Annotated in this window: 25 protein-coding genes and 1 pseudogene; 22 read left to right on the top strand and 4 right to left on the bottom strand. The window is 42.6% G+C overall.

Going from position 1 to position 24,692, the window contains the following annotated elements; genetic code table 11:
• Window positions 1-256: 256 nt before the first annotated feature.
• The 10 genes and pseudogenes from parE (at window position 257) to AC622_RS10120 (ending at window position 9,971) form a co-directional block, all read left to right on the top strand.
• The gene (gene parE, locus AC622_RS10165; RefSeq protein WP_439802760.1) at window positions 257-2,224 is read left to right on the top strand and encodes a DNA topoisomerase IV subunit B; all 1,968 of its coding nucleotides are present in this window, start codon (window positions 257-259) and stop codon (window positions 2,222-2,224) included.
• Window positions 2,221-4,665, top strand: coding sequence for a DNA topoisomerase IV subunit A (parC, locus tag AC622_RS10160; RefSeq protein ID WP_049670971.1), 2,445 nt, complete (start codon window positions 2,221-2,223; stop codon window positions 4,663-4,665). Before parE ends, parC begins: the two co-directional genes overlap by 4 nt.
• A gap of 330 nt (window positions 4,666-4,995) precedes the next feature.
• A complete protein-coding gene (locus AC622_RS10155; protein ID WP_049670970.1) occupies window positions 4,996-5,760 on the top strand; it encodes a hypothetical protein in 765 nt (254 codons plus the stop codon).
• 64 nt (window positions 5,761-5,824) lie between these two features.
• A complete protein-coding gene (locus tag AC622_RS10150; RefSeq protein ID WP_053103744.1) occupies window positions 5,825-6,280 on the top strand; it encodes a staygreen family protein in 456 nt (151 codons plus the stop codon).
• A 185-nt stretch (window positions 6,281-6,465) separates the two neighbouring features.
• Entirely contained in the window at window positions 6,466-7,008 is a 543-nt protein-coding gene (locus tag AC622_RS10145; RefSeq protein ID WP_049670969.1) for a YcxB family protein, read from the top strand.
• Window positions 7,009-7,013: 5 nt separating this feature from the next.
• Complete coding sequence (locus tag AC622_RS10140) at window positions 7,014-7,511, top strand: metallophosphoesterase family protein (RefSeq protein ID WP_049672892.1); 498 nt, start codon at window positions 7,014-7,016, stop codon at window positions 7,509-7,511.
• Between the two features lie 36 nt (window positions 7,512-7,547).
• Window positions 7,548-7,781, top strand: a complete 234-nt coding sequence (locus AC622_RS21525; protein WP_049670968.1) for a pyridoxamine 5'-phosphate oxidase family protein — start codon at window positions 7,548-7,550, stop codon at window positions 7,779-7,781.
• A 12-nt stretch (window positions 7,782-7,793) separates the two neighbouring features.
• Window positions 7,794-8,120 (top strand): annotated as a pseudogene (locus AC622_RS21015) (oxidase); the annotation flags it as partial.
• Window positions 8,121-8,429: 309 nt separating this feature from the next.
• The gene (locus tag AC622_RS10125) at window positions 8,430-9,392 is read left to right on the top strand and encodes a LacI family DNA-binding transcriptional regulator (RefSeq protein ID WP_049670966.1); all 963 of its coding nucleotides are present in this window, start codon (window positions 8,430-8,432) and stop codon (window positions 9,390-9,392) included.
• A 78-nt stretch (window positions 9,393-9,470) separates the two neighbouring features.
• Window positions 9,471-9,971: a hypothetical protein gene (locus tag AC622_RS10120; RefSeq protein WP_049670965.1), complete on the top strand. Its 501-nt coding sequence runs from the start codon at window positions 9,471-9,473 to the stop codon at window positions 9,969-9,971.
• 94 nt (window positions 9,972-10,065) lie between these two features.
• On the opposite strand, the gene AC622_RS10115 is transcribed toward AC622_RS10120, so the two are convergent.
• A complete protein-coding gene (locus tag AC622_RS10115; RefSeq protein WP_231589508.1) occupies window positions 10,066-10,845 on the bottom strand; it encodes a metallophosphoesterase family protein in 780 nt (259 codons plus the stop codon).
• 136 nt (window positions 10,846-10,981) lie between these two features.
• On the opposite strand from AC622_RS10115, the gene AC622_RS10110 reads away from it, so the two are divergent.
• The 11 genes from AC622_RS10110 to AC622_RS10060 all read left to right on the top strand — a co-directional run bounded on the left by AC622_RS10110 (window position 10,982) and on the right by AC622_RS10060 (window position 20,796).
• Entirely contained in the window at window positions 10,982-11,233 is a 252-nt protein-coding gene (locus tag AC622_RS10110; RefSeq protein ID WP_049670963.1) for a GlsB/YeaQ/YmgE family stress response membrane protein, read from the top strand.
• A gap of 201 nt (window positions 11,234-11,434) precedes the next feature.
• Complete coding sequence (locus AC622_RS10105) at window positions 11,435-12,904, top strand: alanine/glycine:cation symporter family protein (protein ID WP_049670962.1); 1,470 nt, start codon at window positions 11,435-11,437, stop codon at window positions 12,902-12,904.
• A gap of 181 nt (window positions 12,905-13,085) precedes the next feature.
• Window positions 13,086-13,355, top strand: a complete 270-nt coding sequence (locus tag AC622_RS10100) for a YhdT family protein (protein WP_049670961.1) — start codon at window positions 13,086-13,088, stop codon at window positions 13,353-13,355.
• On the top strand, window positions 13,352-14,800 hold the full coding sequence (panF, locus tag AC622_RS10095; RefSeq protein ID WP_049670960.1) for a sodium/pantothenate symporter: 1,449 nt from the start codon (window positions 13,352-13,354) through the stop codon (window positions 14,798-14,800). Before AC622_RS10100 ends, panF begins: the two co-directional genes overlap by 4 nt.
• A gap of 88 nt (window positions 14,801-14,888) precedes the next feature.
• The gene (locus AC622_RS10090) at window positions 14,889-15,398 is read left to right on the top strand and encodes a kinase (protein WP_049670959.1); all 510 of its coding nucleotides are present in this window, start codon (window positions 14,889-14,891) and stop codon (window positions 15,396-15,398) included.
• A gap of 165 nt (window positions 15,399-15,563) precedes the next feature.
• The gene (locus AC622_RS10085) at window positions 15,564-16,178 is read left to right on the top strand and encodes a PH domain-containing protein (protein WP_049670958.1); all 615 of its coding nucleotides are present in this window, start codon (window positions 15,564-15,566) and stop codon (window positions 16,176-16,178) included.
• A 120-nt stretch (window positions 16,179-16,298) separates the two neighbouring features.
• Window positions 16,299-16,448, top strand: coding sequence for a hypothetical protein (locus tag AC622_RS21010; RefSeq protein ID WP_156185607.1), 150 nt, complete (start codon window positions 16,299-16,301; stop codon window positions 16,446-16,448).
• Between the two features lie 475 nt (window positions 16,449-16,923).
• Complete coding sequence (locus AC622_RS10080; protein WP_049670957.1) at window positions 16,924-17,655, top strand: ABC transporter ATP-binding protein; 732 nt, start codon at window positions 16,924-16,926, stop codon at window positions 17,653-17,655.
• Window positions 17,652-18,716, top strand: a complete 1,065-nt coding sequence (locus AC622_RS10075; protein ID WP_049670956.1) for an ABC transporter permease — start codon at window positions 17,652-17,654, stop codon at window positions 18,714-18,716. Before AC622_RS10080 ends, AC622_RS10075 begins: the two co-directional genes overlap by 4 nt.
• Window positions 18,717-18,756: 40 nt before the next feature.
• A complete protein-coding gene (locus AC622_RS10070) occupies window positions 18,757-19,407 on the top strand; it encodes a TetR/AcrR family transcriptional regulator (RefSeq protein WP_049670955.1) in 651 nt (216 codons plus the stop codon).
• A 681-nt stretch (window positions 19,408-20,088) separates the two neighbouring features.
• Entirely contained in the window at window positions 20,089-20,796 is a 708-nt protein-coding gene (locus tag AC622_RS10060) for a class I SAM-dependent methyltransferase (RefSeq protein ID WP_049670953.1), read from the top strand.
• A gap of 217 nt (window positions 20,797-21,013) precedes the next feature.
• Here AC622_RS10060 and AC622_RS10055 read toward each other — a convergent pair whose 3' ends face one another.
• On the bottom strand, window positions 21,014-21,478 hold the full coding sequence (locus AC622_RS10055) for an NUDIX hydrolase (RefSeq protein ID WP_049670952.1): 465 nt from the start codon (window positions 21,476-21,478) through the stop codon (window positions 21,014-21,016).
• Window positions 21,479-21,676: 198 nt separating this feature from the next.
• Between AC622_RS10055 and AC622_RS10050 the strand changes: the two genes are divergently transcribed.
• Window positions 21,677-22,261, top strand: a complete 585-nt coding sequence (locus AC622_RS10050; protein WP_049670951.1) for a general stress protein — start codon at window positions 21,677-21,679, stop codon at window positions 22,259-22,261.
• A 121-nt stretch (window positions 22,262-22,382) separates the two neighbouring features.
• Here AC622_RS10050 and AC622_RS10045 read toward each other — a convergent pair whose 3' ends face one another.
• Together AC622_RS10045 and AC622_RS10040 are read right to left on the bottom strand one after the other, a co-directional pair.
• Window positions 22,383-23,630: a dicarboxylate/amino acid:cation symporter gene (locus AC622_RS10045; RefSeq protein ID WP_049670950.1), complete on the bottom strand. Its 1,248-nt coding sequence runs from the start codon at window positions 23,628-23,630 to the stop codon at window positions 22,383-22,385.
• A gap of 306 nt (window positions 23,631-23,936) precedes the next feature.
• On the bottom strand, window positions 23,937-24,677 hold the full coding sequence (locus AC622_RS10040; RefSeq protein WP_049670949.1) for an NADPH-dependent oxidoreductase: 741 nt from the start codon (window positions 24,675-24,677) through the stop codon (window positions 23,937-23,939).
• Window positions 24,678-24,692: the final 15 nt, after the last annotated feature.

Raw genomic sequence — 24,692 nt, 5'->3', positions numbered from 1 at the left:
TTTGATTTCAAATCCTGCTCATGTGTTACGATATGAAGAAGGGACGATAAATGAATCGCTTTGTTCTGAATGGTTCAGGATTCGGATCCGATTTCCGCGGTCAGGTCAATTGCTATTTGCGAAACGGCCAAGAATCTGTAAGAATAGAGCAATGAACGCACAATCCTATTTGAATGAGAACGTTTGTTCTTAATGATAAAAAAGTATATAATAGTTTTTGGAAAGTATAGAGAGGGGTACATAAGTGGCTAAGAATTTGAATCAATTTGATTATAATGAAGATGCCATCCAGGTACTCGAGGGATTAGAGGCTGTCCGGAAAAGACCGGGCATGTATATTGGCAGCACTGATACTCGAGGCTTGCATCATCTAGTCTATGAGATCGTAGATAATTCAGTCGATGAAGTACTAGCTGGGTACGGTGATGAAATTATCGTAAAGATTCATAAAGATAACAGTATTAGCGTGGTTGATAAAGGACGCGGTATGCCGACAGGGATGCATCGCTCCGGCAAACCAACACCAGAGGTCATTCTCACTGTTCTTCATGCCGGCGGTAAGTTCGGACAAGGCGGCTATAAGACGAGCGGCGGCTTGCATGGGGTTGGGGCTTCTGTCGTGAACGCGCTTTCTGAATGGCTTGTCGTCACCATCAAGCGCGACGGATTTATCTATGAGCAGCGCTTTGAGAATGGAGGAAGACCGGTAACGACGCTTGAGAAGATTGGGAAGACCAATCAAACCGGAACAACCATCCATTTCAAACCAGATCCATCCATTTTCTCCACTGTGGTCTTTAACCGTGAGACATTGAGCGAGCGCTTGCGCGAGTCTGCTTTCCTTCTAAAGGGATTGAAGATTGAGCTGCATGACCTGCGCTCCGATGAGAAGGATGTCTATCATTATGAGAATGGGATTGAGGCCTTTGTCAGCTATTTAAATGAGGAGAAGGATACTCTTCACCCGGTTGTCAGCTTTGAAGGGACCCAATCCGATATTGAGGTCGAGTTTTCCTTCCAATTCAATGATGGGTATTCCGAAAATATCCTATCCTTCGTCAATAATGTCCGGACAAAGGACGGCGGCACACATGAGGTAGGCATGAAAACGGCCATGACACGTGTGTTCAATGATTATGCACGGAAAGCCGGCTTATTGAAGGAAAAAGATAAGAATCTAGACGGTTCAGATATTCGAGAAGGTCTTGCAGGTGTCGTCTCTGTCCGTATTCCTGAGGAGCTTCTTCAATTCGAGGGACAGACAAAGAGCAAGCTTGGAACAAGCGATGCCCGCTCAGCAGTTGATTCGGTCATTTCTGATAAACTAGCTTATTATTTATTGGAGAACACCGATATTGCCACCCTGCTCGTTCGTAAGGCCATTAAAGCGGCACAGGCACGCGAAGCAGCGAGAAAAGCACGTGAGGATGCGAGAAGCGGAAAGAAACGCAAGAAATCAGAGGCGCTTCTCTCCGGTAAGCTTACTCCTGCGCAATCCCGTAATCCGCTGAAAAACGAATTATATCTAGTGGAGGGGGACTCAGCCGGAGGTTCCGCAAAACAGGGGAGAGATAGACGCTTCCAAGCGGTTCTGCCTCTGCGCGGAAAGGTTATCAATACGGAGAAGGCGAAGTTAGAGGATATCTTCAAGAATGAAGAAATCAATACAATTATTCACGCCATTGGCGGCGGAGTCGGTGCGGATTTCTCCATCGAGGACATCAACTATGACAAGATTGTCATCATGACAGATGCCGATACAGACGGTGCTCATATTCAGGTGCTGCTTCTGACGTTCTTCTATCGTTATATGAAGCCTTTAATCGAAAATGGCAAGATCTTCATTGCTCTTCCGCCTCTTTATAAGGTCAGCAAGGGCTCAGGCAAGAGAGAAGTCATTGAGTATGCCTGGGATGATGATGAACTTGACAGTACTATCAAGAAGGTTGGAAAAGGCTATATGCTCCAGCGTTATAAAGGTCTCGGCGAGATGAATGCCGATCAGCTTTGGGAGACGACGATGGACCCGGCTCAGCGTACATTGATTCGTGTCCGCATTGACGATGCTGCAAGGGCTGAACGCCGTGTGACAACATTGATGGGCGATAAAGTCGAGCCGCGCCGAAAATGGATTGAATCCAATGTGGCATTTGGCTTGGATGAAGATAATAATATATTGGAAAATGAGAATATTACAGTCGCCGATGAGGAGGAAGTGATATGACTTCTACAGAAAAATACCGCGATCTTCCCCTTGAGGAGGTTATTGGCGACCGTTTCGGACGCTATAGTAAGTACATCATTCAGGACCGTGCCCTGCCGGATGCAAGGGACGGCCTGAAGCCTGTTCAGCGCAGGATTCTTTATGCGATGCATGCTGACGGGAATACAAATGAAAAGCCATACCGTAAGTCAGCAAAGACGGTCGGTCTCGTTATTGGTAACTACCATCCACATGGTGATAGCTCTGTTTACGAAGCCATGGTTCGGATGAGTCAGGACTGGAAGCTGCGCCGTGAATTAATTCAAATGCACGGAAATAACGGGAGTGTAGACGGCGATCCGCCGGCTGCTATGCGTTACACAGAAGCAAGATTGTCCTCAATCGCAGGTCAATTATTAAGCGACATTGACAAGCATACGGTTGATTTCGTACCGAACTTCGATGACACGGATGAGGAGCCGGTTGTTTTGCCGGCAAAATATCCGAACCTGCTGGTAAATGGTTCTACCGGAATTTCTGCAGGTTATGCTACCGAGATCCCTCCGCATAATCTCGGGGAAATTGTCGATGCGACCATCATGCGTATCGACAAGCCAAATTGTTCGGTTGAGGACTTAATGGAGGTTGTCAAAGGACCTGATTTCCCGACAGGCGGAATCATTCAAGGCGCTGACGGTATTAGGAAGGCCTATGAAACCGGCAAGGGAAAAATCGTTATCCGCAGTAAGACTGAGGTTGAAACTTTGCGCGGGGGTAGACAGCAAATTATCATCACGGAAATTCCGTTTGATGTCAATAAAGCTTCTCTTGTGAAGAAGATTGATGAGCTTCGGTTAGATCGCAAGCTCGAGGGTATATCTGAGGTACGTGATGAAACGGACCGGACAGGTCTTCGTATTGTGATTGAATTGAAGAAGGAAATTGATTCTGAAGTTATCCTTCAATACTTATTTAAGAATACTGATCTTCAGGTTACATATAACTTTAATATGGTCGCTATTTATAAGAAGCGCCCGCAATTAATGGGACTGCGCAGCATGCTGGATGCCTATATCGATCATAGGCGCGAGGTTGTTACGAGACGTTCTGAATTTGAGCTGAAGAAAGCACGTGAAAGAGAGCATATCGTTCAAGGTCTTATCAAGATGATTTCCATTCTTGATCGAGTCATTGCCACTATTCGTGCCTCTCATGACAAGATGGATGCCAAGAAGAATCTCGTGGCTGAATTTGGCTTCTCACAGGCTCAGGCAGAAGCGATTGTTTCCTTGCAATTATACCGTTTAACGAATACGGATATTACAGCGCTGGAAAATGAGGCGGCGGAGCTTCAGACGAAAATCGCCGAATTGACTTCCATTCTTGAAAGCGACAAGAAATTAATGTCTGTTATCAAGAAAGAATTAAAGGAAGTCAAGAAAGTCTATGCAGACGCTCGCCGCTCTCAAATCGAAGCGAAGATAGAAGACATTAAGATTAATCTTGAAGTTTTAATCCCGAGTGAAGATGTCATCGTCACGGTTACGAAGGAAGGATACATTAAACGGACAAGCCTTCGTTCCTATACGGCAAGCGGCGGGCAGGATTTCGGCATGAAGGACGGGGACCGCATCCTGCACAAAATGGATATCAACACGACGGATACCCTCCTGCTATTTACGAACAAGGGAAGCTATATTTACTGCCCGGTTCATCTTCTGCCGGATATCAGGTGGAAGGATGCCGGCCAGCATATTAGCAGCATTGTTCCAATGGATAAAGATGACTGCATCATTAAAGCCATCTCTGTCCGTGATTTTGAAAAACCAGGATACTTATTATTTGTCACCAAGAATGGTATGGTAAAGAAATCTGAGCTTGGTTTATATAAAGCAACCCGTTATTCAAAACCATTGGTTGCCTTAAATCTTAAGGGCGATGATTGCGTTGTGGATGTCCATCTTACTGACGGAACATATACAGTCTTCCTGGCGACATCACATGGCTATGGTCTCATGTTCAAAGAGGAGGATGTTCCTGTCATTGGTGCAAGAGCGGCGGGTGTGAAGGGCATCAATCTGAAAGACGATGATCATGTCGTCAGCGGAAAAGTATTCGCAGATGATAGTTCCTCTATGATTGCTCTTGTGACACATCGAGGGGCAGTCAAGAAAATGAAGCGCTCTGAATTTGAAGTCGGCTCCCGCGCAAAAAGAGGGGTAGTCATGCTTCGTGAGCTCAAGAAAAATCCTCATAGAGTTGTTGGCATTGAAATGCTTGATGACCTAGATCAGCTATATATTGAATCGGAAAAAGGCAAGATTGAAGAAATTGGCTCCTTCCAGCTTCGTCCGAGTGATCGTTATTCGAATGGTTCCTTCTTTATGGATGAAGCGGAAAACGGTCCAATTATCGACAATTGGATTGTCAAAGCAGAAACAACAGATGAAGCTCCCAACTAAACCTTTTAAGGAAGAGGCTGGGAAATAAGTTTTTCAACCAATGATCAACCCGAATGATTAGACGATAATGGAATGAATCTATCGTCTAATCATTCGGGTCTTTTTTGTTGTTTTCCATGTATATATTGATTATGGCTTTTGGCTATTCGTGACTAGCGGAATGGAACGGACTTGTCTTTCCAACTGCGATTGAATAGGAAAAATAAATGAGAATCATTCGTTTTTGAGGATCTTTTATTTCGTCTTTTCCAGCCTCTTTTTCTGTTCTTTTTGAACAATCAGCCCCGCATAAATAACGAATGGCAAGGAAACAGTAAGGGGAGGTATCAAGTGAATAAAGGAGCTGAAATGATGAAGGCCGTAAAATATCTCATTCTTTGCGCTGTTTTATTAGTCATAAATTCCCCCGTGCAGGTGAATGCTGCAAAGAAAAGCGGGGAGGTTAAACTGAAATCCTATTTGATTGATGTCACGGGAGATGGCCAGAAAGATCAGCTGACGTTATATGGAATCCCGTTTGGAGAGAGAACAAAGTATTATAAGGAATTCAAGCTGGTTCTAAATAATCAAAAGGGCAAAGCAGTTTATCAAATCCCTGGGGGATTCAGCCCGGAATTAATGTTAGCCGATGCAAATTCAGACAAAGTACTCGAGGTCATACTGGAGGTTCCGACAGGGGGAAGTGCAGGGGCCTGTGACTACTATGCCTTTAATGTTTATAATCAAGCAATTGAGGAACTGCCGCTGCCTGAGCCGCTTAATTTGAATGGATCGTTCAAAAATAACTATCGTGCGAGTTTCATCATCCCAGAAAATAATCAATCCTTTGTGCTGGACTTGAAAAAGCACAAACCAGTCTATGACAGGCTGGGGATGTATAAAAAAGGCAAATTAAATGAACCGCAGGAAACATTGATTGGAGAATTTTATTCCTTAGCGGTTAAGGATACGAACAAGGATGGGATTAATGAACTGGTTGCAAAGCAAACCATCTCAGGAGCCTCGATATCGGATATCATTGCAGAGGTAAGCTCAATCTGGGTATATCAAGAAGAAAACTGGATCTTAAAAAAGGTGGAAGTTGAGACAAAGTAATCACCAAAGCTGGGCTGATGACATAAGATGCCGCATAAGATCACTTTAATGGAGTGAGGGCCTTATGTCAGCTTTGACAAATCGCTTGACTGTTATATTTATCCCCCCTTATGTTACCGTAGGGCCAGTGGAGGGTCGTACGTATACACTGACCCATTCAGATGAAACAGGCGAGTTATTCCTAAGTGTTGGCGGCGGAATTGACTCCTCGAAAATCGACTGGAAGATGCGTGATGAAGTGATTGGGACCTGGCAGATCAGAGGAGGGCAATACTATCTGGTTTGTTCAGTCCATATTAGCGCAGGGGAATTCGATGAGAATAAAGCGCGTGCACGCTATTCAATCTTTAAAGAGGAGATGCCGCTTGCTTTGAAAGGAATCATCAATGGAGATAAAGGGTTATTTGGATACTATCCTTGGCTTTTGAATGCCCCTGTTCAAGTTGAGTTCTGCTCCATTTACCCTGAATTTAATCAAGTGATGTATTATGGATTGGCAAGGCATTATCAAGAAGGGTAGCTTAGGCTATCCTTTTATGTTTATGAAATTTACTTTACATAACATTATTATGTTACCACACATGCATAACGTCGCTTATGCTTGGGCAGCCTTTCTCAGCGAAGAAAATCAGGTGAGATTTATGTCTTCTGGCTGCTTGCTTTCTTCTTACTGTTGTAAAATAAAAGGGAGGAGAGCGATTTATTATGAAATTTCACTACGAGGTAAGGCTTGAGGACATCGTCCAATATTATATACATATGAGTCATACATCACCGCAGTTTAGATTTGTTGTAAAGGGGAGGCAGGTTCGCTTTTTCATCGTGCTCCTCCTGCTGGGAGCTGCAGGATTCTTTGTTTGGCCTCCCTCTAATTGGCTGATTTATTACGGGATCTGGATCATTCTATCTTTCCTTTTGTCTAAAGGTTATTCCTTTTTTATTTATCGCTGGATTGGCAGGAGGCTCCGAAAATTCCACGCGAAGGGGAAAAATGAGGGTGTTTACGGCGAGAAAAAGATAGAAATCAATCAAAATGGAATCACGGAGCAAACGGATGGAATGAAAGACATCATCTATCAATGGAGTGTGGTTAAAGAGGTTTACGTAACTTCTTTATATGTGTTTATTCATGTGAGTGAGTTTACAGCCATTATGATTCCAAGGAGAATCTTTGGAGACAAGGAAGCTTGGGAAAACTTCCAATCTGACCTTAAAGATTATCAAGGGAAGGAGAGGGGAGGCAGGTGAAGGAAATGAAGATCATTGCTCTATCAGACACACATATGCCGAGGATGGCAAAGTCCCTGCCAGGAAGGCTGGTCGAGGAGCTAAAGGATGCTGATTATATTTTGCATGCAGGTGATTGGCAGACGATGGATGTCTATGAGGAGCTAAAGAAATTTGCCCCAGTCGATGGCGTTTGCGGAAATGTGGATAGCGGAGAGCTGGTCGGAAAGTTTGGTCTTCAGAAAGTACGGACGTTTGAAGACTTTCGAATCGGAATCGTTCATGGTCATGGCAAAAAAGGAACAACCGAGCAGCGGGCACTGGCCGCATTCGCAGATGAGGAAGTAGACTTGATTCTATTCGGTCATTCCCATATTCCACTATTAAAAGAGGTCAATGGAATCCTTCTCCTTAATCCAGGTTCTCCTACGGATAAGAGATGGCAGGAGCACTATTCCTTCGCCATTATCCGCCTTGGAAGCGAGATGGCTGTTGAGCATGTTTTTTATTCAAGCAAGCTGTAAACCTTTGAAAATAGGAAGGTCGAAGCGGAGTAGACCATGGAGAATATTAGAGCCGTCATTAAAGGGAGTCAGACCCTAGCAGGACCATTTTTTGAATGTAAGGCCAATGAAGCCGGCGGATGTCCGTACATCCTTTTTTTAGAATGGTTTCAGTCAGCTGTTCAATATGGCATCTATGAGCCGCATGCGATGACATTATCGACCATCGATCAAGATGGATATCCTGATGCAAGGGTGTTAATCTTGAAGGACGTAGAGGAGGAAGGCTGATATTTTGCCTCTAATTCGTCGAGTAAAAAAGGACAGCAGATCAGGTACAATCCAAAGGGTTCCTTACCATTTTATTGGTCTGAAATAGGCCGGCAAGTAAGGATACGCGGGAGGATTGAAAGAATGGATGAGGCTATCAATAAGGCACACTTCTTGCATAGGGGAAAGACTGCAAGAGCCGTTGCATTGCTGGATAAACAAAGGGCGCCTCTGTATGATCCTCAGCTCCTTAAAGAACTTTTAACAGAAAAGGTAAAATGGCTGGAAGATAATCATGAGGCTATTTCTCCAACTTGGACTGTCTATTCTGGCTGGCTTAAACAGACCGTAAGCATATAAGGCTTACGTTTTATCGACAGAATCATAGCTGGTTGAAGAACCAGTTATCACCTTTAACAGATTTAGTAAACTAGCATTGAGTCTGAAAACCGATTCGATTGGAATCGGTTTTTCTCTTGTTCAAAAGTATATTATTACACCAATTATATATAATTTACAAATTTTCATCTTTTATTTAATTCATTGTTATATAGATATATCAGAAGAAACAGATAATAGATTGCCATTAATAAATATTTAGTGATACGCTTATGTTAAAGGTAAATGCAGGTAAAAGTTTTACCTGCACCAAATGAGGTGGTTTTAGGAATGGTGACAATTAAAGGGATTGCCAAGCATGTTGGTGTATCACCTGCAACCGTTTCAAGAGTGTTAAATCACGATCCATCCATCACGGTGAAGGAAGCAACAAGAGAGAAAATATTTCAGGCGGCAAAGGAGCTCGGTTATCGGACGGTTTATGAGCGCCGGGCGCTGGAACAAGAAATAACAGATAGTGAACAAGCAGAGGAAATCATCTTGATTGTGCTCGCCCTCAGTGTAGAGGAAGAGGTTAGAAATCCATTCTATTTATCTGTGCGAAAGGGAATTGAGCAGGAATTAACACGTTTGGGGAAGAAAAAGATGTATATGCTCCGTTATGAGGAGCATATGGATGTTCCTTTCCCTGTTAAAGGGGTTATCGTAATAGGTCCGGTTGCAGAAGAAGAGGCAGCTTATATGAGAAGACGGTTTGAACAGATTGTCTTTGTTAGCGGCTGTCCTGATCAAACGCGTTATGATTGTGTGGATATTGACCATGAGAGAGTCATAGAGTTTGCTGTTACTTCATTTATCACAGCAGGTTTAACCCGTATTGCCTATATGGGAAGCGACGGCTCTCATAAAAGGAGACAGTATTTTCAGGAGACGATGCAAAAGAAGGGACTGCTGGAGTCAAGGACCTATTTATGTGAGGACAGAATAGAGGCAGGATACGAGCAGATGAAGGGCATGATTGGATCTTCTCAGCTTCCGGAAGCGATATTTGCCGATGGAGACCTATTGGCTCTAGGAGTTGTACAAGCCTTGCAGGAAGAGAGGGTATCGGAAGTGTCTGTGTTATCTTTTCCTGGCCAGCATGAAGCTGCTTATTCCGAAAAACCATTAAGGGTTATTCAAATGCCTGCGGAGGAACTAGGGGAATGGGGGGCGCGATTGCTGATGGAGCGGCTTCGCGGAAAGCAGGGAAGTTCGGTCAGGATTTTACTGCCTGTTCATCACTCCGTTTAATTCGATAGTGGAATCAAAAGCTGCCACAGCGGGTAAATAGTATAGCCAAACAAAAAAACAAAAAGTGGGCGGTTCAAAATGAAGAAAAAAGGACGATACTCAAAAGCCATGCTTTGGAGCGTTGTCGCGGTTGGGCTGCTCGTTGCCGGGGGAGCAGGAATATATATGTACTTCAATCATATTAAGCCCCAGGAAGACCTGAAGGCCCAATTGGAGAAAGACCCTCCAACAGGTGTGACAGATGATCTTGCTGCCATGATTGCGGATACCCATGAGCAGTACAATAATCTTACCGGCTATGGCAATATTGATGGGTTGGACCAGGACAAAGCGATCACACTCTCTAAACGAGTGTTTAAGGAATCAGGAGAGGCACTTAAGAAAGGCATTGTCGACAAACAGCTTGAAGGCGATATGAAGACGATTCATCAGCTGGCGAAAGAAACATCGACCAATCCGGATAAGGAGCAGGTGCGGCTCCTGCATCGCTATTTTCATGATTTGGACATCGCGGTCAATCGGTATAAGGAAACCGATACAGTCTTCGGTGTAACAGAAACCATAGGGAAACCGGAATAATGCATGAAGGAAGTGCTGCAGACTATGGCTGCGGCACTTTTTTTGAATCTGGTGAGTTGATTAGGCTTACCGGCAGGGCCGATAGAGAATTTTCTCATGTGACTGCCCCATGGAAGACTGGGAGAATAAAGTTCCGGTCAGGAACCTGCAGCTTTTCGTAGGAAGCGAGAAATGCAGTCTTATCGTAAGATACCTCTTCAAATTGGATGCTGAATGGCTTTGTTGTAAAATCGATCACCGCATAAGGTGCTGCGGCCTTTTGGCTGCAGCCGAGAGAGCCGGGATTTACGTAACAGGCAAGGTCATTCTTAAAGTAATGCAGCGGGTGATGGTGCCCAAATAGGATGATATCTGCCGAAACATCGGCAAACAAAGAAACCATATTATCCATCGAAGGTTCTATAATCCCGCTGAATGGATCTTCGCCGATAGGGTCAAGCAATCGATCAGGTTTGATATGATAATGTGTCAAAAGCAATGTACAGCCATTGATTGTCTGTCTATGTGTCCTAGGCAACCCTTTGAGTAATGGGATGAACGATGGGTCAAGATGCTTGGCAATCCACTGATGGTGCAGCTTTGTTTCGGCATGGCTCTTAGGATATTCCGCTCCGGTTAGAAGGGCTAAAACAGCCTCATCATGATTGCCTGTCACCATTGAAACATCCGTTCTTGAGAATAAAAGTCGGAGAACTTCATTCGAATCAGGACCGATGCCAATCATGTCTCCTGCACAATAAATATGGTCAATATCCTTCTGCCCATCGATAGATTTAAGCACCGCTTTTAGTGCGGGAGCGTTTCCATGTACATCTGCAATGACGGCGGCTTTCATTAATCGTTTCTCCTTTTTCGCTATTTTTTCTGCTACCATTATACCTCATTGGATTTTAATCAAGACAAGAATCTGGCCACTGTTAAGTTATAAATCCGCCAATCCCCGTTTTCTGCTGAATGAAAAGCAAGCGCTTCCCTTCAAGCATATACTGCAAAAAGGAGGCTTGAGAACAATGTCTTTTTTGGGGATTTTATTTGTCGGCGGATTTATTGGCTGGTTTGCGGGCTTGTTAGCTGAAGAGGATATCCCAAATGTTCGGATTGGCAATTTCTTGGCTGGATTGATTGGCGCGTGGTTCGGAAATGGCGTAATGGGGGAATTCGGACCGGAAACGGGCGGATTTTTCATTCTTCCGTCGTTGATCGGAGCGGTTGCCACATGTATATTAGTGAGCTGGATTATGTCTGTAACAAATAGATCTTAGACAGGTATTCCCCTTTAGAGGGGATTTTTTTATATTTTTTTCATTCGTTCAAAGGGTGCTGTAGTCTGCAAAATATACATAAATTCGACATAAAATGACTTTGTGCCTATTTATTCATAGGTATAAAGTCATATGGTAAAAAATACTGCTTCTCCCTTATAATTATAAAATAAAAAATATTCAGACGATAGGGGTGTTAGTTTGGAAGAATTCATTAAGTTTCTAGCAAATGATGTTTTTTGGAGTACGCCGGTTATTTATATTTTATTAGGGGTCGGTCTCATTTTCTCTATTTTAACGAGATTTCTGCAGGTGAGGCATTTGAAGGATATGGTCAAGTTAATGTTTGAGGGCAAAAGCTCAAGCGCTGGGGTGTCCTCCTTTCAGGCGTTAGCCATTTCCCTTTCTGGGCGTGTCGGAACAGGGAATATCGCTGGGGTTGCCTCGGCCATTTATTATGGGGGGCCGGGAGCGGTATTCTGGATGTGGACGATTGCCTTCATTGGCGCCTCGAGTGCCTTTGTGGAATCAACGTTAGCTCAAATCTACAAGGTAAAGAAAGATGGCGTCTATCGCGGGGGGCCAGCTTATTATATTGAAAAAGGCATAGGCTGGAAATGGTTTGCTGTATTATTTGCCGGTGCAGCGATTATCGCTATGGCAATCTTAATGCCGGGTGTTCAATCAAATGCGATTGCAGGCAGCTTTAAGGAAGCCTTCAATATTCCTACATATATTACAGGTGGCGTGATTGTTCTTCTCTTGGGCTTTATCATTCTAGGGGGCATTAAGCGGATTGCCCAAACAGCCCAGCTCGTCGTTCCATTCATGGCTATCGGGTATATTCTCGTATCACTAATTGTTATTGCCTTTAATATCACGGAGGTTCCTGGGGTTATTTCTCTTATCGTCAGCAGTGCCTTCGGAGCGGATTCTGTCTTTGGCGGCCTATTAGGAAGCGCCATTGCATGGGGCGTTAAACGTGGCGTGTATTCCAATGAAGCAGGACAGGGTACAGGTGCCCACCCGGCTGCCGCTGCGGAAGTATCCCATCCAGCTAAACAAGGACTTGTCCAAGCGTTCTCCGTTTATATTGACACCTTATTTGTCTGCTCCGCGACAGCCTTTATGATTCTCTTCACGGGGATGTATAATGTCACGGCAGAGGATGAACAATCCTTGATTGTCAATAATCTTGGAGACACAGCTGAAATCAACGAGAGCCGTCCGTTCACACAGATGGCAGTCAGTGAGGTTCTGCCTGGATTCGGTTCCGGATTCGTAGCGATTGCTTTGTTCTTCTTCGCTTTCACGACGATCATGGCTTATTACTATATTGCAGAGACCAATATTGCCTACTTACTGAAGAAACGTAAAGGGGATGTACCAATCTTCCTGCTGAAGATTGTCATCCTGGCTGCTACCTTCTATGGGGCTGTCAAGACGGCGAACCTGGCATGGGCATTAGGAGATATCGGCCTTGGAATCATGGTGTGGCTGAATATCATCGCCATCGTGATCTTGGCGAAGCCGGCTTTAATCACGCTGAAGGATTATGAGCGCCAGAGGAAAGAAGGCAAGGATCCGGTCTTCAATCCAAAGGAGCTTGGCATCAAAAATGCTGATTATTGGGAGCAAGAGGATAAAGAAAAGAAAACGAATATATCCTGACGGTTTGGACCTGACTTTTCGTATGAAAAGTCAGGTTTGTTTTTTGTTGGTGTTTATAAGAAAATAGAGTGTGGTGATTTGTGGATAGGTTACCATGTTTTGTGCCTACTTTTTTTTTAACCAGATTGGTTTAATGGTAGTATCTGTGTGATTTTGCTTCAAAGATCAGAAGGAGGAAGGAATGAAAGACAAACGTTTTAAAATCGCCAACCGGGAAGCCATCATCGGCATCATCCTCGTGTTAATCAACTTTATATGGTGGTATGCCTTTGCCTATGGCATGGGCGGTGGCGATCCGAAATCTTATACATACATATTAGGCATGCCTGCCTGGTTCTTTTACAGCTGTGTCATCGGCTTTATCCTTATGGTTGTGCTGGTTACATGTGTCGTAAAATTTTTATTTAAGGAAGTATCATTTGATGATGAGGAAGGCGGGGAAGAAGAATGAATTGGGAAGTGATCCTGCCGCTCGCCATCTTTTTGGTCATTATCTTTATCATTGGTTTTTATGCGAATAGCCGTGTCAATCATAGCAATTCCTTTCTTCAGGAATACTTTCTTGGCGGCCGCCAGCTAGGAGGATTTGTACTCGCCATGACGATGATGGCGACATATGGAAGTGCTTCTAGCTTTATTGGAGGGCCGGGGGTTGCATACACGAGAGGACTTGGCTGGGTGCTTTTATCGATGGCCCAGCTGGCAGCAGGTTATTTTGTCCTCATGATCCTTGGAAAGAAATTTGCGATTATGGCGCGCAAGTACAAAGCCATTACGATGGTGGATTATTTGAAGGGGCGTTATAAGAGTGATGCTGTTGTCATTATTTCATCGCTTAGTATCATTATCTTCTTATTCGCTTCAATGACCTCTCAATGGGTGGGAGGTGCGCGCTTAATTGAGTCTCTTACTGGACTGCCTTACAGGACAGCGTTATTTATCTTTGCGGCATCGGTCCTTGTTTATGTGATTATCGGGGGCTTCCGAGCGGTTGCATTGACGGATACGGTACAAGGAATTGTCATGCTGGTAGGTACCATCATTTTGCTTGTTGCGACAATCATTGCCGGAGGCGGAATGGAAAATATCATGTCAGATCTCGTGGCAGAGAATCCGAATCTCGTCTCACCTTTTGGCGCTGATCAAGACCTGACACCTCTTTATGTATCCTCCTTCTGGATACTGGTCGGGGTAGGTGTTGTCGGTCTCCCGCAAATTAGTATGAGGGCTATGTCATATAAGGACTCAAAAGGCATGCATACAGCGATCATCATCGGTACGATTGTGATTGGTGCGGTCATGCTTGGCATGCATCTGATTGGTGTGCTCGCCCGGGCCGTTCTGCCAGGGATTGAGGTAGCCGATACAGTTATGCCGACGCTCGCGATGGATGTTCTGCCTGCCTTTGTGGCAGGAATTGTCCTTGCTGCTCCAATGGCAGCAATCATGTCGACAGTGGATTCCCTCCTTATCTTAGTGAGTGCGACTGTCGTGAAGGATTTGTATGTCAATTATATAAAACCAGATTCATCTGAGAAACAAATCAAGACCATTAGCTTTTTTGTGACAACCATTGTTGGTTTATCCGTTGTCCTTTTTGCTATGACGCCGCCCGATTTAATTATCTGGCTCAATCTTTTCGCTTTTGGCGGACTTGAATCGGTCTTCATCTGGCCGGTTGTCATGGGATTGTACTGGGAAAAGGGAAATAAATATGGCGCCATTGCTTCAATGATTGTCGGAATGGGATCATTTATTATCATTGATCAATACTATCCAACCCCCTTTGGCATGCATTCCGTTGTCCTGCCAATCGTCTTCTCCTTCTTGGTCTATGTGGCAGCAAGCTTATTGACTGCTCCAAGACAATCGGGGAGACCTTTACAGAATCAGTAAGGATCTTACATCAACAGAAACCGTCTTATCTTTATCGATAGGCGGTTTTATTTTTATTTGAGATAATGGATAGAAAGGAGAGGCTGCTATGGAGACAACGCTTATTATCCTTCGAGGAAATTCGGGGAGTGGAAAGACGACCATTGCGAAACATCTTCAAAAGCAATGGGGAGAGGGGACTTTGCTCGTATCACAGGATGTCATTCGACGAGATATGCTGAATGTGCGGGACAGAAAGAAAAATCTTTCGATTGAATTAATCCGTCAAATCACGAAATATGGGAAGGGCCAATGTGAATATGTCATTTTAGAGGGGATTTTGAGCAAGGAACGATATGGAGATATGCTCTGCGATTTGATTGACTATTATCAAGGAAAAGCCCTTATCTATTACTTTGATTTGCCATTTGAGGAAACAGTTAAGCGGCATCAAACCCGTTCAAAAAAGTTGGCATTTGGAGAAACCGAATTGAGGAAATGGTGGAATCCACATGATTATCTAGGCGATGAAAGGGAAAGAATCATTACGAAAGAAATGTCAGAGCTTGAGATTGTGAAAACAATCGTAGAAGACAGTTCAGTCATACCAACCAGATAGATTATTCAGCTTCCCTAAACTATGACAAATTTGAATAGTCGAATACCGTTGTATTCATTTATTTCATGTAAGAATAGAAAGTTTATTGTCGATATAGAAGGAAACGACAAGCCTGCTAAATAAATGCTATAATTAGGCTAGGAATATGGAAAGGGGAAACTCATTATGTTAAAGAAAATCGCTTCAGATGCATTAGGCTTGTCCGATGTTGGTACGATCATTTCAAAGGCGGATTATGACAAGACTGAAGCCGACGATTACGTCATGCATGAGGACGGGGAACAGATTTATTTTCTTATTAAAACGAAGGCGGATGAGTATTGCTTTACGAACTTAGCTGTTATTCATGTGGATGGGGACAGTGCCGTTTCATCGAAGAGAGTACTTAAGCGCTATCCATATGCCCAACACAAGATTTCGAATGTGATGCTTGAGACGGCAGGCAAGATTGACCTTGATGTTGAGATTAAATTTACGATTGGCAATATTCCGTTCGATATTGACGTGAAAAAGAGCCAAATAGAACAACTGAAAGATTTGTACAAGGCACTCGTTCGCATTTCAGAAATCAATTATGAAAACGAGCTTGCCCTTGGGTTCTCCAATCAAAGCTTAGATAGAGCGGTGCAATCCATTCAAAGCTCCCGTTCAGAGGAAGCCTCTGTATTCGAATCCTATAAAGGAATTACGGAGTTTACCTTTGAATGGCTGAAAACAAATAAAGAGAACTATTCTGTAAAAGACTTTGGCGAAGTATATGAGAAGTACATCAATAACTAAATCATAGACGATGCATAGTCAGAGAAACAAAAACTAGTCTTTCTGCAAAGACTAGTTTTATTTATAAATAAACAGCAATCACGGGACTGGAAAATAAGCACGGTAATGAGGAGGAGTTAAATGGAGGATAACCAAAAGAAAAAGCCGCAGCTTGGTCAGGGCATAACGGTTAAATGGCTGTCCTTGGTTCCAAAAAGGCTACGTTATTTATTGCTGTTTGCCGGATTGTTATTGTTGGTATATATGGCGAACAAAGGGATCTGGTTTTGAGGATAGGCCAGAGCGAATGGTAGCAAACCCTGATTTTTAGGTTTAATTTTAGTGAATAACAATATTTCCGATTCTATAAGTTTTCCGTTGAGGAGGCTCATCTAAAGCTGTAAAGTATGATAAAAAAGAGGAAAATGAAATTAAAAGAATGTTATACATATCAATTTATACTTCCCTATCAAGAGCTGATTGTTCAGCTCTTTTTTTCATGCGACATATAGGACAGGGCGGAAGAAAATGAAAGTCCTATTAATATTGAACATCGTATGGCAAAGAGGAAAAAAGAGGATATAAGCAGTTTTATTTGAGGTTAAATTTACAAATCTTCCAAGGGAACAATGTGAAGCCGGATAAGATGGAATAAGCGATAAAAAAAGTATGTGATTACTCACTTTTTTATTGAAAAGGGATTAACATAGACTTATAATAAATCCAGGTGAGTAAACACTCACTTTTTTGAAGGAGGGTCCGTATTATGAGTGAAACGAATACCATTCACGTTCAAAAAGTAACGAAAAGTTTCAGCAAAAAAGTGGTCGTAAAAGATGTCAACATCGATATAAAAGAGGGCAGTATTTATGGTTTTATCGGGCCTTCTGGAGCTGGTAAAACAACCCTAATCAAGATGATGGTTGGAATGGATACCCCAGATGAGGGTTCAATATATTTATTAGGTGAAAAAATGCCTAACTTGAATATCCTGCAGCAGGTCGGATATATGGCACAATCAGATGCTCTATATACGGCTCTTACCGGTAAGGAGAATCTTATGTTTTTTGCATCGCTCTTTAAATTAGACAAAATGGAAAAACAGAAGCGTATTGCCTATGTGGCAGAATTAGTCAACTTAACCGAAGATCTTAATAAAAGAGTGTCTGCCTACTCCGGAGGCATGAAGCGCCGGCTATCTCTTGCCATTGCTTTAATTCAAAATCCTCAAGTGTTGATATTGGATGAGCCTACTGTTGGAATAGATCCTGAATTAAGACTGAGTATCTGGAATGAGCTAGTACGATTGAAAAGGGAGGAAGGGAAAACCATCATTGTGACCACTCACGTAATGGATGAAGCAGAAAGATGTGACTGCATCGCAATGGTACGAGATGGGTCCATTATTGCTTCTGGAACCTCTCGTCAATTAAAAGAAAAATACAAGGTTAATAGTTTAGACGAGGCCTTTTTGCAAGCTGGGAGGCAATCAAAATGAGGATAGCAGCACTGGTTAAAAGAATATTAATACAAATCATCCGAGATAAGCGGACAATGGCGCTTTTATTTGTGGCTCCATTATTAGTTTTAACACTGATGAATTATGTCTTTGATGGTAAAACGATTGAACCTACATTGGGAATTGTGGATGGGGATCAACAACTAATCGAAAAAATGCGGGAGGCAGATATTGAGGTAAAAGAATATGACGAAGCATCTGACATAGACAAAATAATTTTAGAGGATAATTTAGATGGACTTTTACAAGCATCAGATGCCAAAGCAACCTTAACATTGCTAAATAACGATCCATCATTAACAAAAAGTTTAGAAATGAAGGTTAAGCAAATCTATGGCCAAGAAGTTCAAGCCCAAATGCTAGGACCAACCAAAGCACCAAGCAAAACAACAACACAGGATATAATCAAAACAGAGTATGTTTATGGAAGCAGCGATACGGAGATCTTTGATACGATTAACCCTGTTTTAGTTGGCTTTTTCGTCTTCTTCTTTGTCTTCTTAATTGCTGGAATTGGGCTGTTAAATGAAAGAACGACAGGTACGCTGGATCGATTATTGACAACTCCTATTCGAAGAGGGGAAGTAGTGGCCGCTTATCTCATCGGTTATGGTATTCTAGCCCTGATTCAAACGATTATTATTGTGTTGTTCTCAATAAATGTGTTAGATATGGTTTTGGTTGGTTCAATGTGGAATGTTATATTGATAAACGTCGTTATCGCCCTTGTCGCCTTGTCGCTTGGCATCCTGCTATCCTCCTTTGCGAGCTCTGAATTTCAAATGATTCAATTCATTCCGCTCGTCATCGTGCCGCAAGTATTCTTTTCAGGAATCTTCTCCATTGAGGCGATGGCTGATTGGTTACAAGTATTTGCGAGATTTATGCCGATGTATTATGCAGCGGACGCATTAAAAGGAGTCATGTATCAAGGATTAACATTAGCAGACATTAGTCATGACGTATATATCCTCTTGGCTTTTGCAGCAGTGTTTATCGTATTGAATTTGTTTGCTTTGAAAAAGTATCGTAAGCTATAATACGAAAGCGATATAGTCTTATGCAAAGATGGTGATTTCAATGAAACATAATAATCTACTGGATGAAATGGCTAAAATGCTTGAAAAATCCAATAAACAAACGGTTAAGCAACAGAAAATTATTGAAGTTGCTATTACATCTTTTGCGGAAAAAGGATATTCAAATACATCGACAGCTGAAATAGCGAAAAAAGCAGGCGTAGCTGAAGGGACAATCTTTAAACATTATGGCACGAAGGAAAATCTATTATTGTCGATAATGGTTCCATTTCTAAAAGATTTTTTCCCTTTGAAGGTAGATGAGCTTGTTGGACATCTCATGAATGATAAATGCACATTTGAAGAGTTTTTAAGAACTTTAATAACGGATCGCAGCGCATTTCTCGCTGAAAACAGAGAAATATTTCAAGTGTTCGTTAAGGAAATGTTTTATAAAGAAGAGCTTAGAAACGAATTACTTCCCTTTGCCGTAGAAGTTGGGTCAAATCATCTAACAAAAGTGATTGAACAATTTAAACAAAGGGATGAAATGAAAGACGTACCGAATGAAATCATTCAAAAAATGCTCATTACCGTCATAGGTGGAATGTTTGTCACAAATTTTGTTTTATTAAATAAACAATCCATAAGCGAAAATGAAATCGAACAAGTGATCACTTTCATTCTAGAGGGACTTGGAAAATCCTCTTGATAGGGTCATTATGGAGAAAAAGGACTGAGAATAAATATATTCTCAGTCCTTTGTTTGATTTTTTGATCGTTCCTTCACAGACAAATCTCTCCTGCTCTCTTTTATAAGCCTTTTCTGCAGGATGGGCGGGACTCTCGGTACGGAGAAGTAGGCAGGCTGAAGGGAGCTCTTGCCGAATGAGAGCTGGCGAAAGCAGCTTCCCCCACGGTTCGCCCGAGTCCATTCTGCCCCTACAAATGAAGCGCAAGATTAAAAAACATTAGAACAAATACTAAATGGATTTTGTATACAATCTGAAGCGGCTATTCTTAGCTGCTTTTCTTTTTAAAGGAATATGGAATTTTAATGATATATATCCATAAAGGAATAAGAAGCGGTGTGTATGAGGAGCACTGTCATGCTTTTGTAAAATTTGTCATACTCGACGGTCATTTCAACAAACAGATATGGATTTAAAAGGGTTTATCAGCTTCATAGAGAAGAATTTGATAAAAAGCATACATTCCCCTTGCCTGTTAGCAAAGAACCCATTTTGGTGTGTGAATGGGTTCCTACGGCTATGTTTTCATCTGTTTTCAGATATGGGTTTACGATTGAAATAATCTATTTTTAATCATCGCTTAACAATGCGTAAAGGAGATATTGATACAATTATGAGGTAGATGAAAAGGGGGATGTTTAATGGAAACGATCCATACTTATGATGACTTATTAATGATGCTGGATCAGTTATTAAAAGAGAATGCCCGCTTTAATTGGGATGATTTTTATTCCAATCGTGATCGAGAGATTCCTTTTTTTCCAAACCATCCGGATGAAAACCTAGTTAAATACTTCAGGAATAAGTGGTTTCAGTCAGGAATGAGAGTGCTTGAATTGGGCTGCGGCCCAGGAAGAAACGCTATTTATTTTGCTGAAAATGGATGTTCAGTTGATGCCGTAGACCTATCAGAAGAGGCATTGAATTGGGGCAGGGAAAGGGTGAAGGAAAATAATTTGCCCGTAACTTTTATCAAGAAAAACCTTTTTGAATTGGACATCGAGGAAGGCTCATATGATATTGTTTATGATTCGGGGTGCTTCCATCATATAGCACCGCACCGCAGAATGAGCTATTTACATTTAGTGAGAAGGGCTTTAAAGCCTAATGGCTTTTATGGATTAACTTGTTTTACTGTGGGAGGAAAGTATGGAGGGGCGGATTTGACAGATTGGGATGTATACAGAATACGCAGTCTTAATGGCGGGCTCGGATTTACCGAGGATAAACTTCGAGCAATCTTTCATGATTTTAAAAAGATTGAGATAAGGAAGATGGAGTCAACAAATCAAAATGATGTCATGGCGATTGAAGGGTTATTGACAGCTTTATTTCGCTTGGAGTATTAGTGAATCCCTTTATAATGGTGAAAAATAAACTGTGCCGCTTTCCTTCTGAAGGTAATACCTATCCTTATATTCCATACCAGCTGCCTGATTGACAGCTGGTATGATGAAATATTCAAGATGTCGGTATCATTTCATCTGATCAATCATAATGCGTTGTGACTTGTTATGATGAATTTACCTAGATCGTTCATCACTTCCAAAGTGAGTCATTGTTGATTTATGTATGTAACACTAAATGTTCAGTTGAAGCAGGCATCTTTAATAGTCCCTCCTGTAGAAATGCTGGATACACGGTTAAAGAGGAAAGCTCCTCAAGCGGTACCCATTGATAGATCAGCCGTTCACCCTCAAGTCCGAAAAAGGGACCATGCTTTAGAATAGAGGATCCTTTTCGCGTGACGGAATAATAAAGGCCTATCTCATGAAAGGGGGCATTTTTGTATTCAAAGAAATTCTCTGTAAACGATACCAGTTGATCAACTTCAGCGTCGGCTCCGAGCTCCTCCTTCAATTCTCTTTTCAAGGATGTCATGGAATCCTCTCCAATCTTGACTCTTCCTCCTGGCAATGCCCAATAGTTATCGTCAGCTTGCCGGTGTAATAGTATATGCCCATCCTCAATCCAAACAGCGGCGGTTCGGTAGTTAAAGACAGCTGATTTTGTTTGAAATACGGCATCCATCCTAAAAAGCCTCCTCTATGTATGTATAATCATTCCAATGTTAAAAGTTTATCGTTATTTTTTCCTTGTCAAGGTTTTCCATTGAGGATGAAAGGGAATCACCATACATATACCCGGTGGATAATTCAAAAGGGTATGGGAGAAACGAATGAAGCTAGTGTACAACTATTTTATCCGAAAGAAAAGGAGAGAATAAACATGGCAAAAATCGTTTACGGAAAATATGATACGCAGGAAGAAGCTTTACAGGCAGTGAATGCTCTTAAGTATAAAGGAGCGGATGGATCTGATATTACCATCTTGGCAGATAAGGCTGACCGCCTTCGCTTTACGAAGGAAGCACCGAATAGTGATGTGGATACCGAAGCAGCTACTGGTGAATCCTTTATGGACAAGATTGCCAGCTTTTTCTCGGTAGATTCAACTGAACGAATTGAGGACAGGTTAATGGCGAAAGGGATTCAAGGTGTAGAGGCAGAGCGCCTTGCGGAAGATGTTGATAATGGCAAGATCCTTATCCTTGTGGATGAAGGGGCTGCAGGCATGATGGAGACAGGTCTGAATGACCAAACGACTCATAATAGCGGCTTATATGCCAATCGAAATGAAGAGAAAGCACGTGAAGAGGAGCGAAAAAGTCAAACAGTCGGGAATATGAGCCGGGCTGATGATCTTTCCGTGACGGCTGATACACGTTTAGATGATTCTAATTTACATGAAAAAGACGATTTGGATAAGAAGAGAACCTATCCAAAAAATCGAATTGACACAGATAATCTATAATAGGTAATTCGCAAAACCCTCGCTGAAAAAATCAGGCGGGGGTTTTGCATGGAGTACATGCCCACACAGACAAAAGCCCCGGTTTCTAGATCATCTAGCAAACCGGGACTTCTATCGTTTGTTAAGCTTCTACTGTGTCAGAGGAAGAAGCATTCTTTTTTTCTTTCTTTCGTTCTTGCTGGTCAATCATCACGGCGCATGCTGCATCACCGGTAATATTGACAGAGGTTCTTGCCATATCAAGCAAACGGTCAATCCCAAGTATCAAGCCGATTCCTTCGACAGGGAGGTTAACCGATGTCAAAACCATCGCAAGCATGATCAGTCCGACACCAGGCACGCCGGCCGTTCCGATACTCGCTAATACAGCCGTAATGACGACGGTAATAAGCGCTGTAAAGGTAAGGTTCACATCATACACTTGTGCAATAAAGATGGTCGCAACCCCTTGCATGATAGCCGTTCCGTCCATATTAATCGTGGCACCTAAAGGCTGAACGAAGCTTGAAATCTCTTTCCTGACTCCAAGATTATCCTGAGCCGTTTCCATTGATACAGGAAGAGTGGCGTTACTGCTGGAGGTACTGAATCCTAATGTCATTGCCGGTGCGAAGCCTTTAAAGAACCAAAGAGGGTTTTTCTTGGCAACAAATAGAATCGTGCCGCCGTAGACAACGATTGTATGAATAACAAGAGCAATCACAACGACAATCATATAAAGACCCATGGCTTTCATTGCACTGTAGCCTTGGCTTCCGACTGCAGTGGCAATCAGACCAAAAGTTCCATATGGCGCCAATTTCATTACCCATGTGACGAGGAACATGACGACATCGTTTCCTTGTTCAATCAGCTTAACAATGCCTTCCGTTTTCTTGCCTAAGGCTGTCAAAGCGAATCCAATCAAGGCGGCGAAGAAGATGATTTGAAGCATATCTCCGTTAACCATGGCTTGAAACGGGTTGCTTGGAATAATTCCGAGCAGGGTCTCTGCGATAGATGGGGCTTCTTCTGCTGAGAACTCAGCTTTAGAAGTATCGAATTCTCCTTTCGTTCCTGGTGAGATGACGGTAGCCAGCATCATCGCAAGCATGATGGCCATGGCTGTTGTAATCAAGAAATACGTAACCGTCTTAAGACCGATGGAGCCAAGCTTTTTGGGATCTCCTAAACCGGCTACACCTAAAATGATGGAAAAGAGAACGATTGGAACGACGAGTAATTTAATTAGATTGATGAAGATAGTCCCGAGTGGGCTGAAAAGATACATATCAAGTTGTGTAAATAAGGAAGGGGAGTAAATATTTAGGATGAGACCAACGGCAGCACCCAGTACCAAGCCAATAATAATTTTTTTTGTTAAGTTCATTTGTAACCTCCTAAAATTGATGTCGATTCCTAGAATAATAGCTTTGAGGGGTCAGCCATTTAGGAAAGAACTCTACCATTAAAAGGGGGATAATGATAGTTATTGCTATCTTACCATAAAGTAGGCTGTTGTTTCATATATTAACACTCGAGGATAAAAATGGCTATATGAATATATGACTATTCACATCTACCCATTTTATGGGAGAAGCTAACGCGAAGAGATTATTTTCAAGTGAAAAACTGCAGTAAAAAGAAACACTCCACCGGAAAGTGTATTTCCGGATGGAGTGAATGTTTTGATGCCTTATTTACTATGAGGCAGCTGCTGTTTTTTTAGCGCTTCTTCAATGCCTTGATAATACTGCTTGCTGTAGAAGTTTGCTACAGCCTCTGTCCAAGTACCGCTGCGGCTGCCTTTGGAACGCTCTTCTAAATAGGCGCGATAGGTAGTGTTGTAATTCTCTAGGGCAGGCAATAGATCCTGCTGATACTGTTCTTCATGAACGACAGCCTCTTCTGGGAGACGCGGTTTAAGACCCGGGTCTTCGGCAGGGTGGCCGATGCACAGCCCTGCTACCGGAAGGACATAAGGGGGCAGATTTAACTCCTCGATGACCTCCTCAAGGTTCCGTCTAATACCGCCGATGGCAACCGTGCCTAAACCAAAGGATTCCGAGGCCGTAACGGCAGTACCTAAGGCAATGCCGACATCTGTTGCCCCGACAAGCAATGTATCGATGTTATTGCTTATTTCAAAGGGGGTTCCTTCCATTTGGCTCGCTAAATAGGCCCGGTAGAAATCGAGACAGAAGACAAGAAATACTGGTGCTTCTTCAACATATTTCTGGTTTCCACATAACATGGCGAGCTTCTGTTTGCGCTCAGGTTCTTTAACGGCAATGATAGAAACCTGCTGACCGTTAATCCAGCTAGGTGCCGCTTGAACACATTGGATGATATGTTCTAGCTGACTTTCATCCACTTGCTTGTCTAGATAGGAACGGTAAGAACGATGTGCCTGCATTGTGCGTATAACCTCATTCATGTTAAATCCTCCTTA

The organism is Bacillus sp. FJAT-27916, assembly GCF_001183965.1.
Classification (GTDB): Bacteria; Bacillota; Bacilli; order Bacillales; family Pradoshiaceae; genus Pradoshia.
This window is presented reverse-complemented; position numbering and strand designations above follow the sequence as displayed.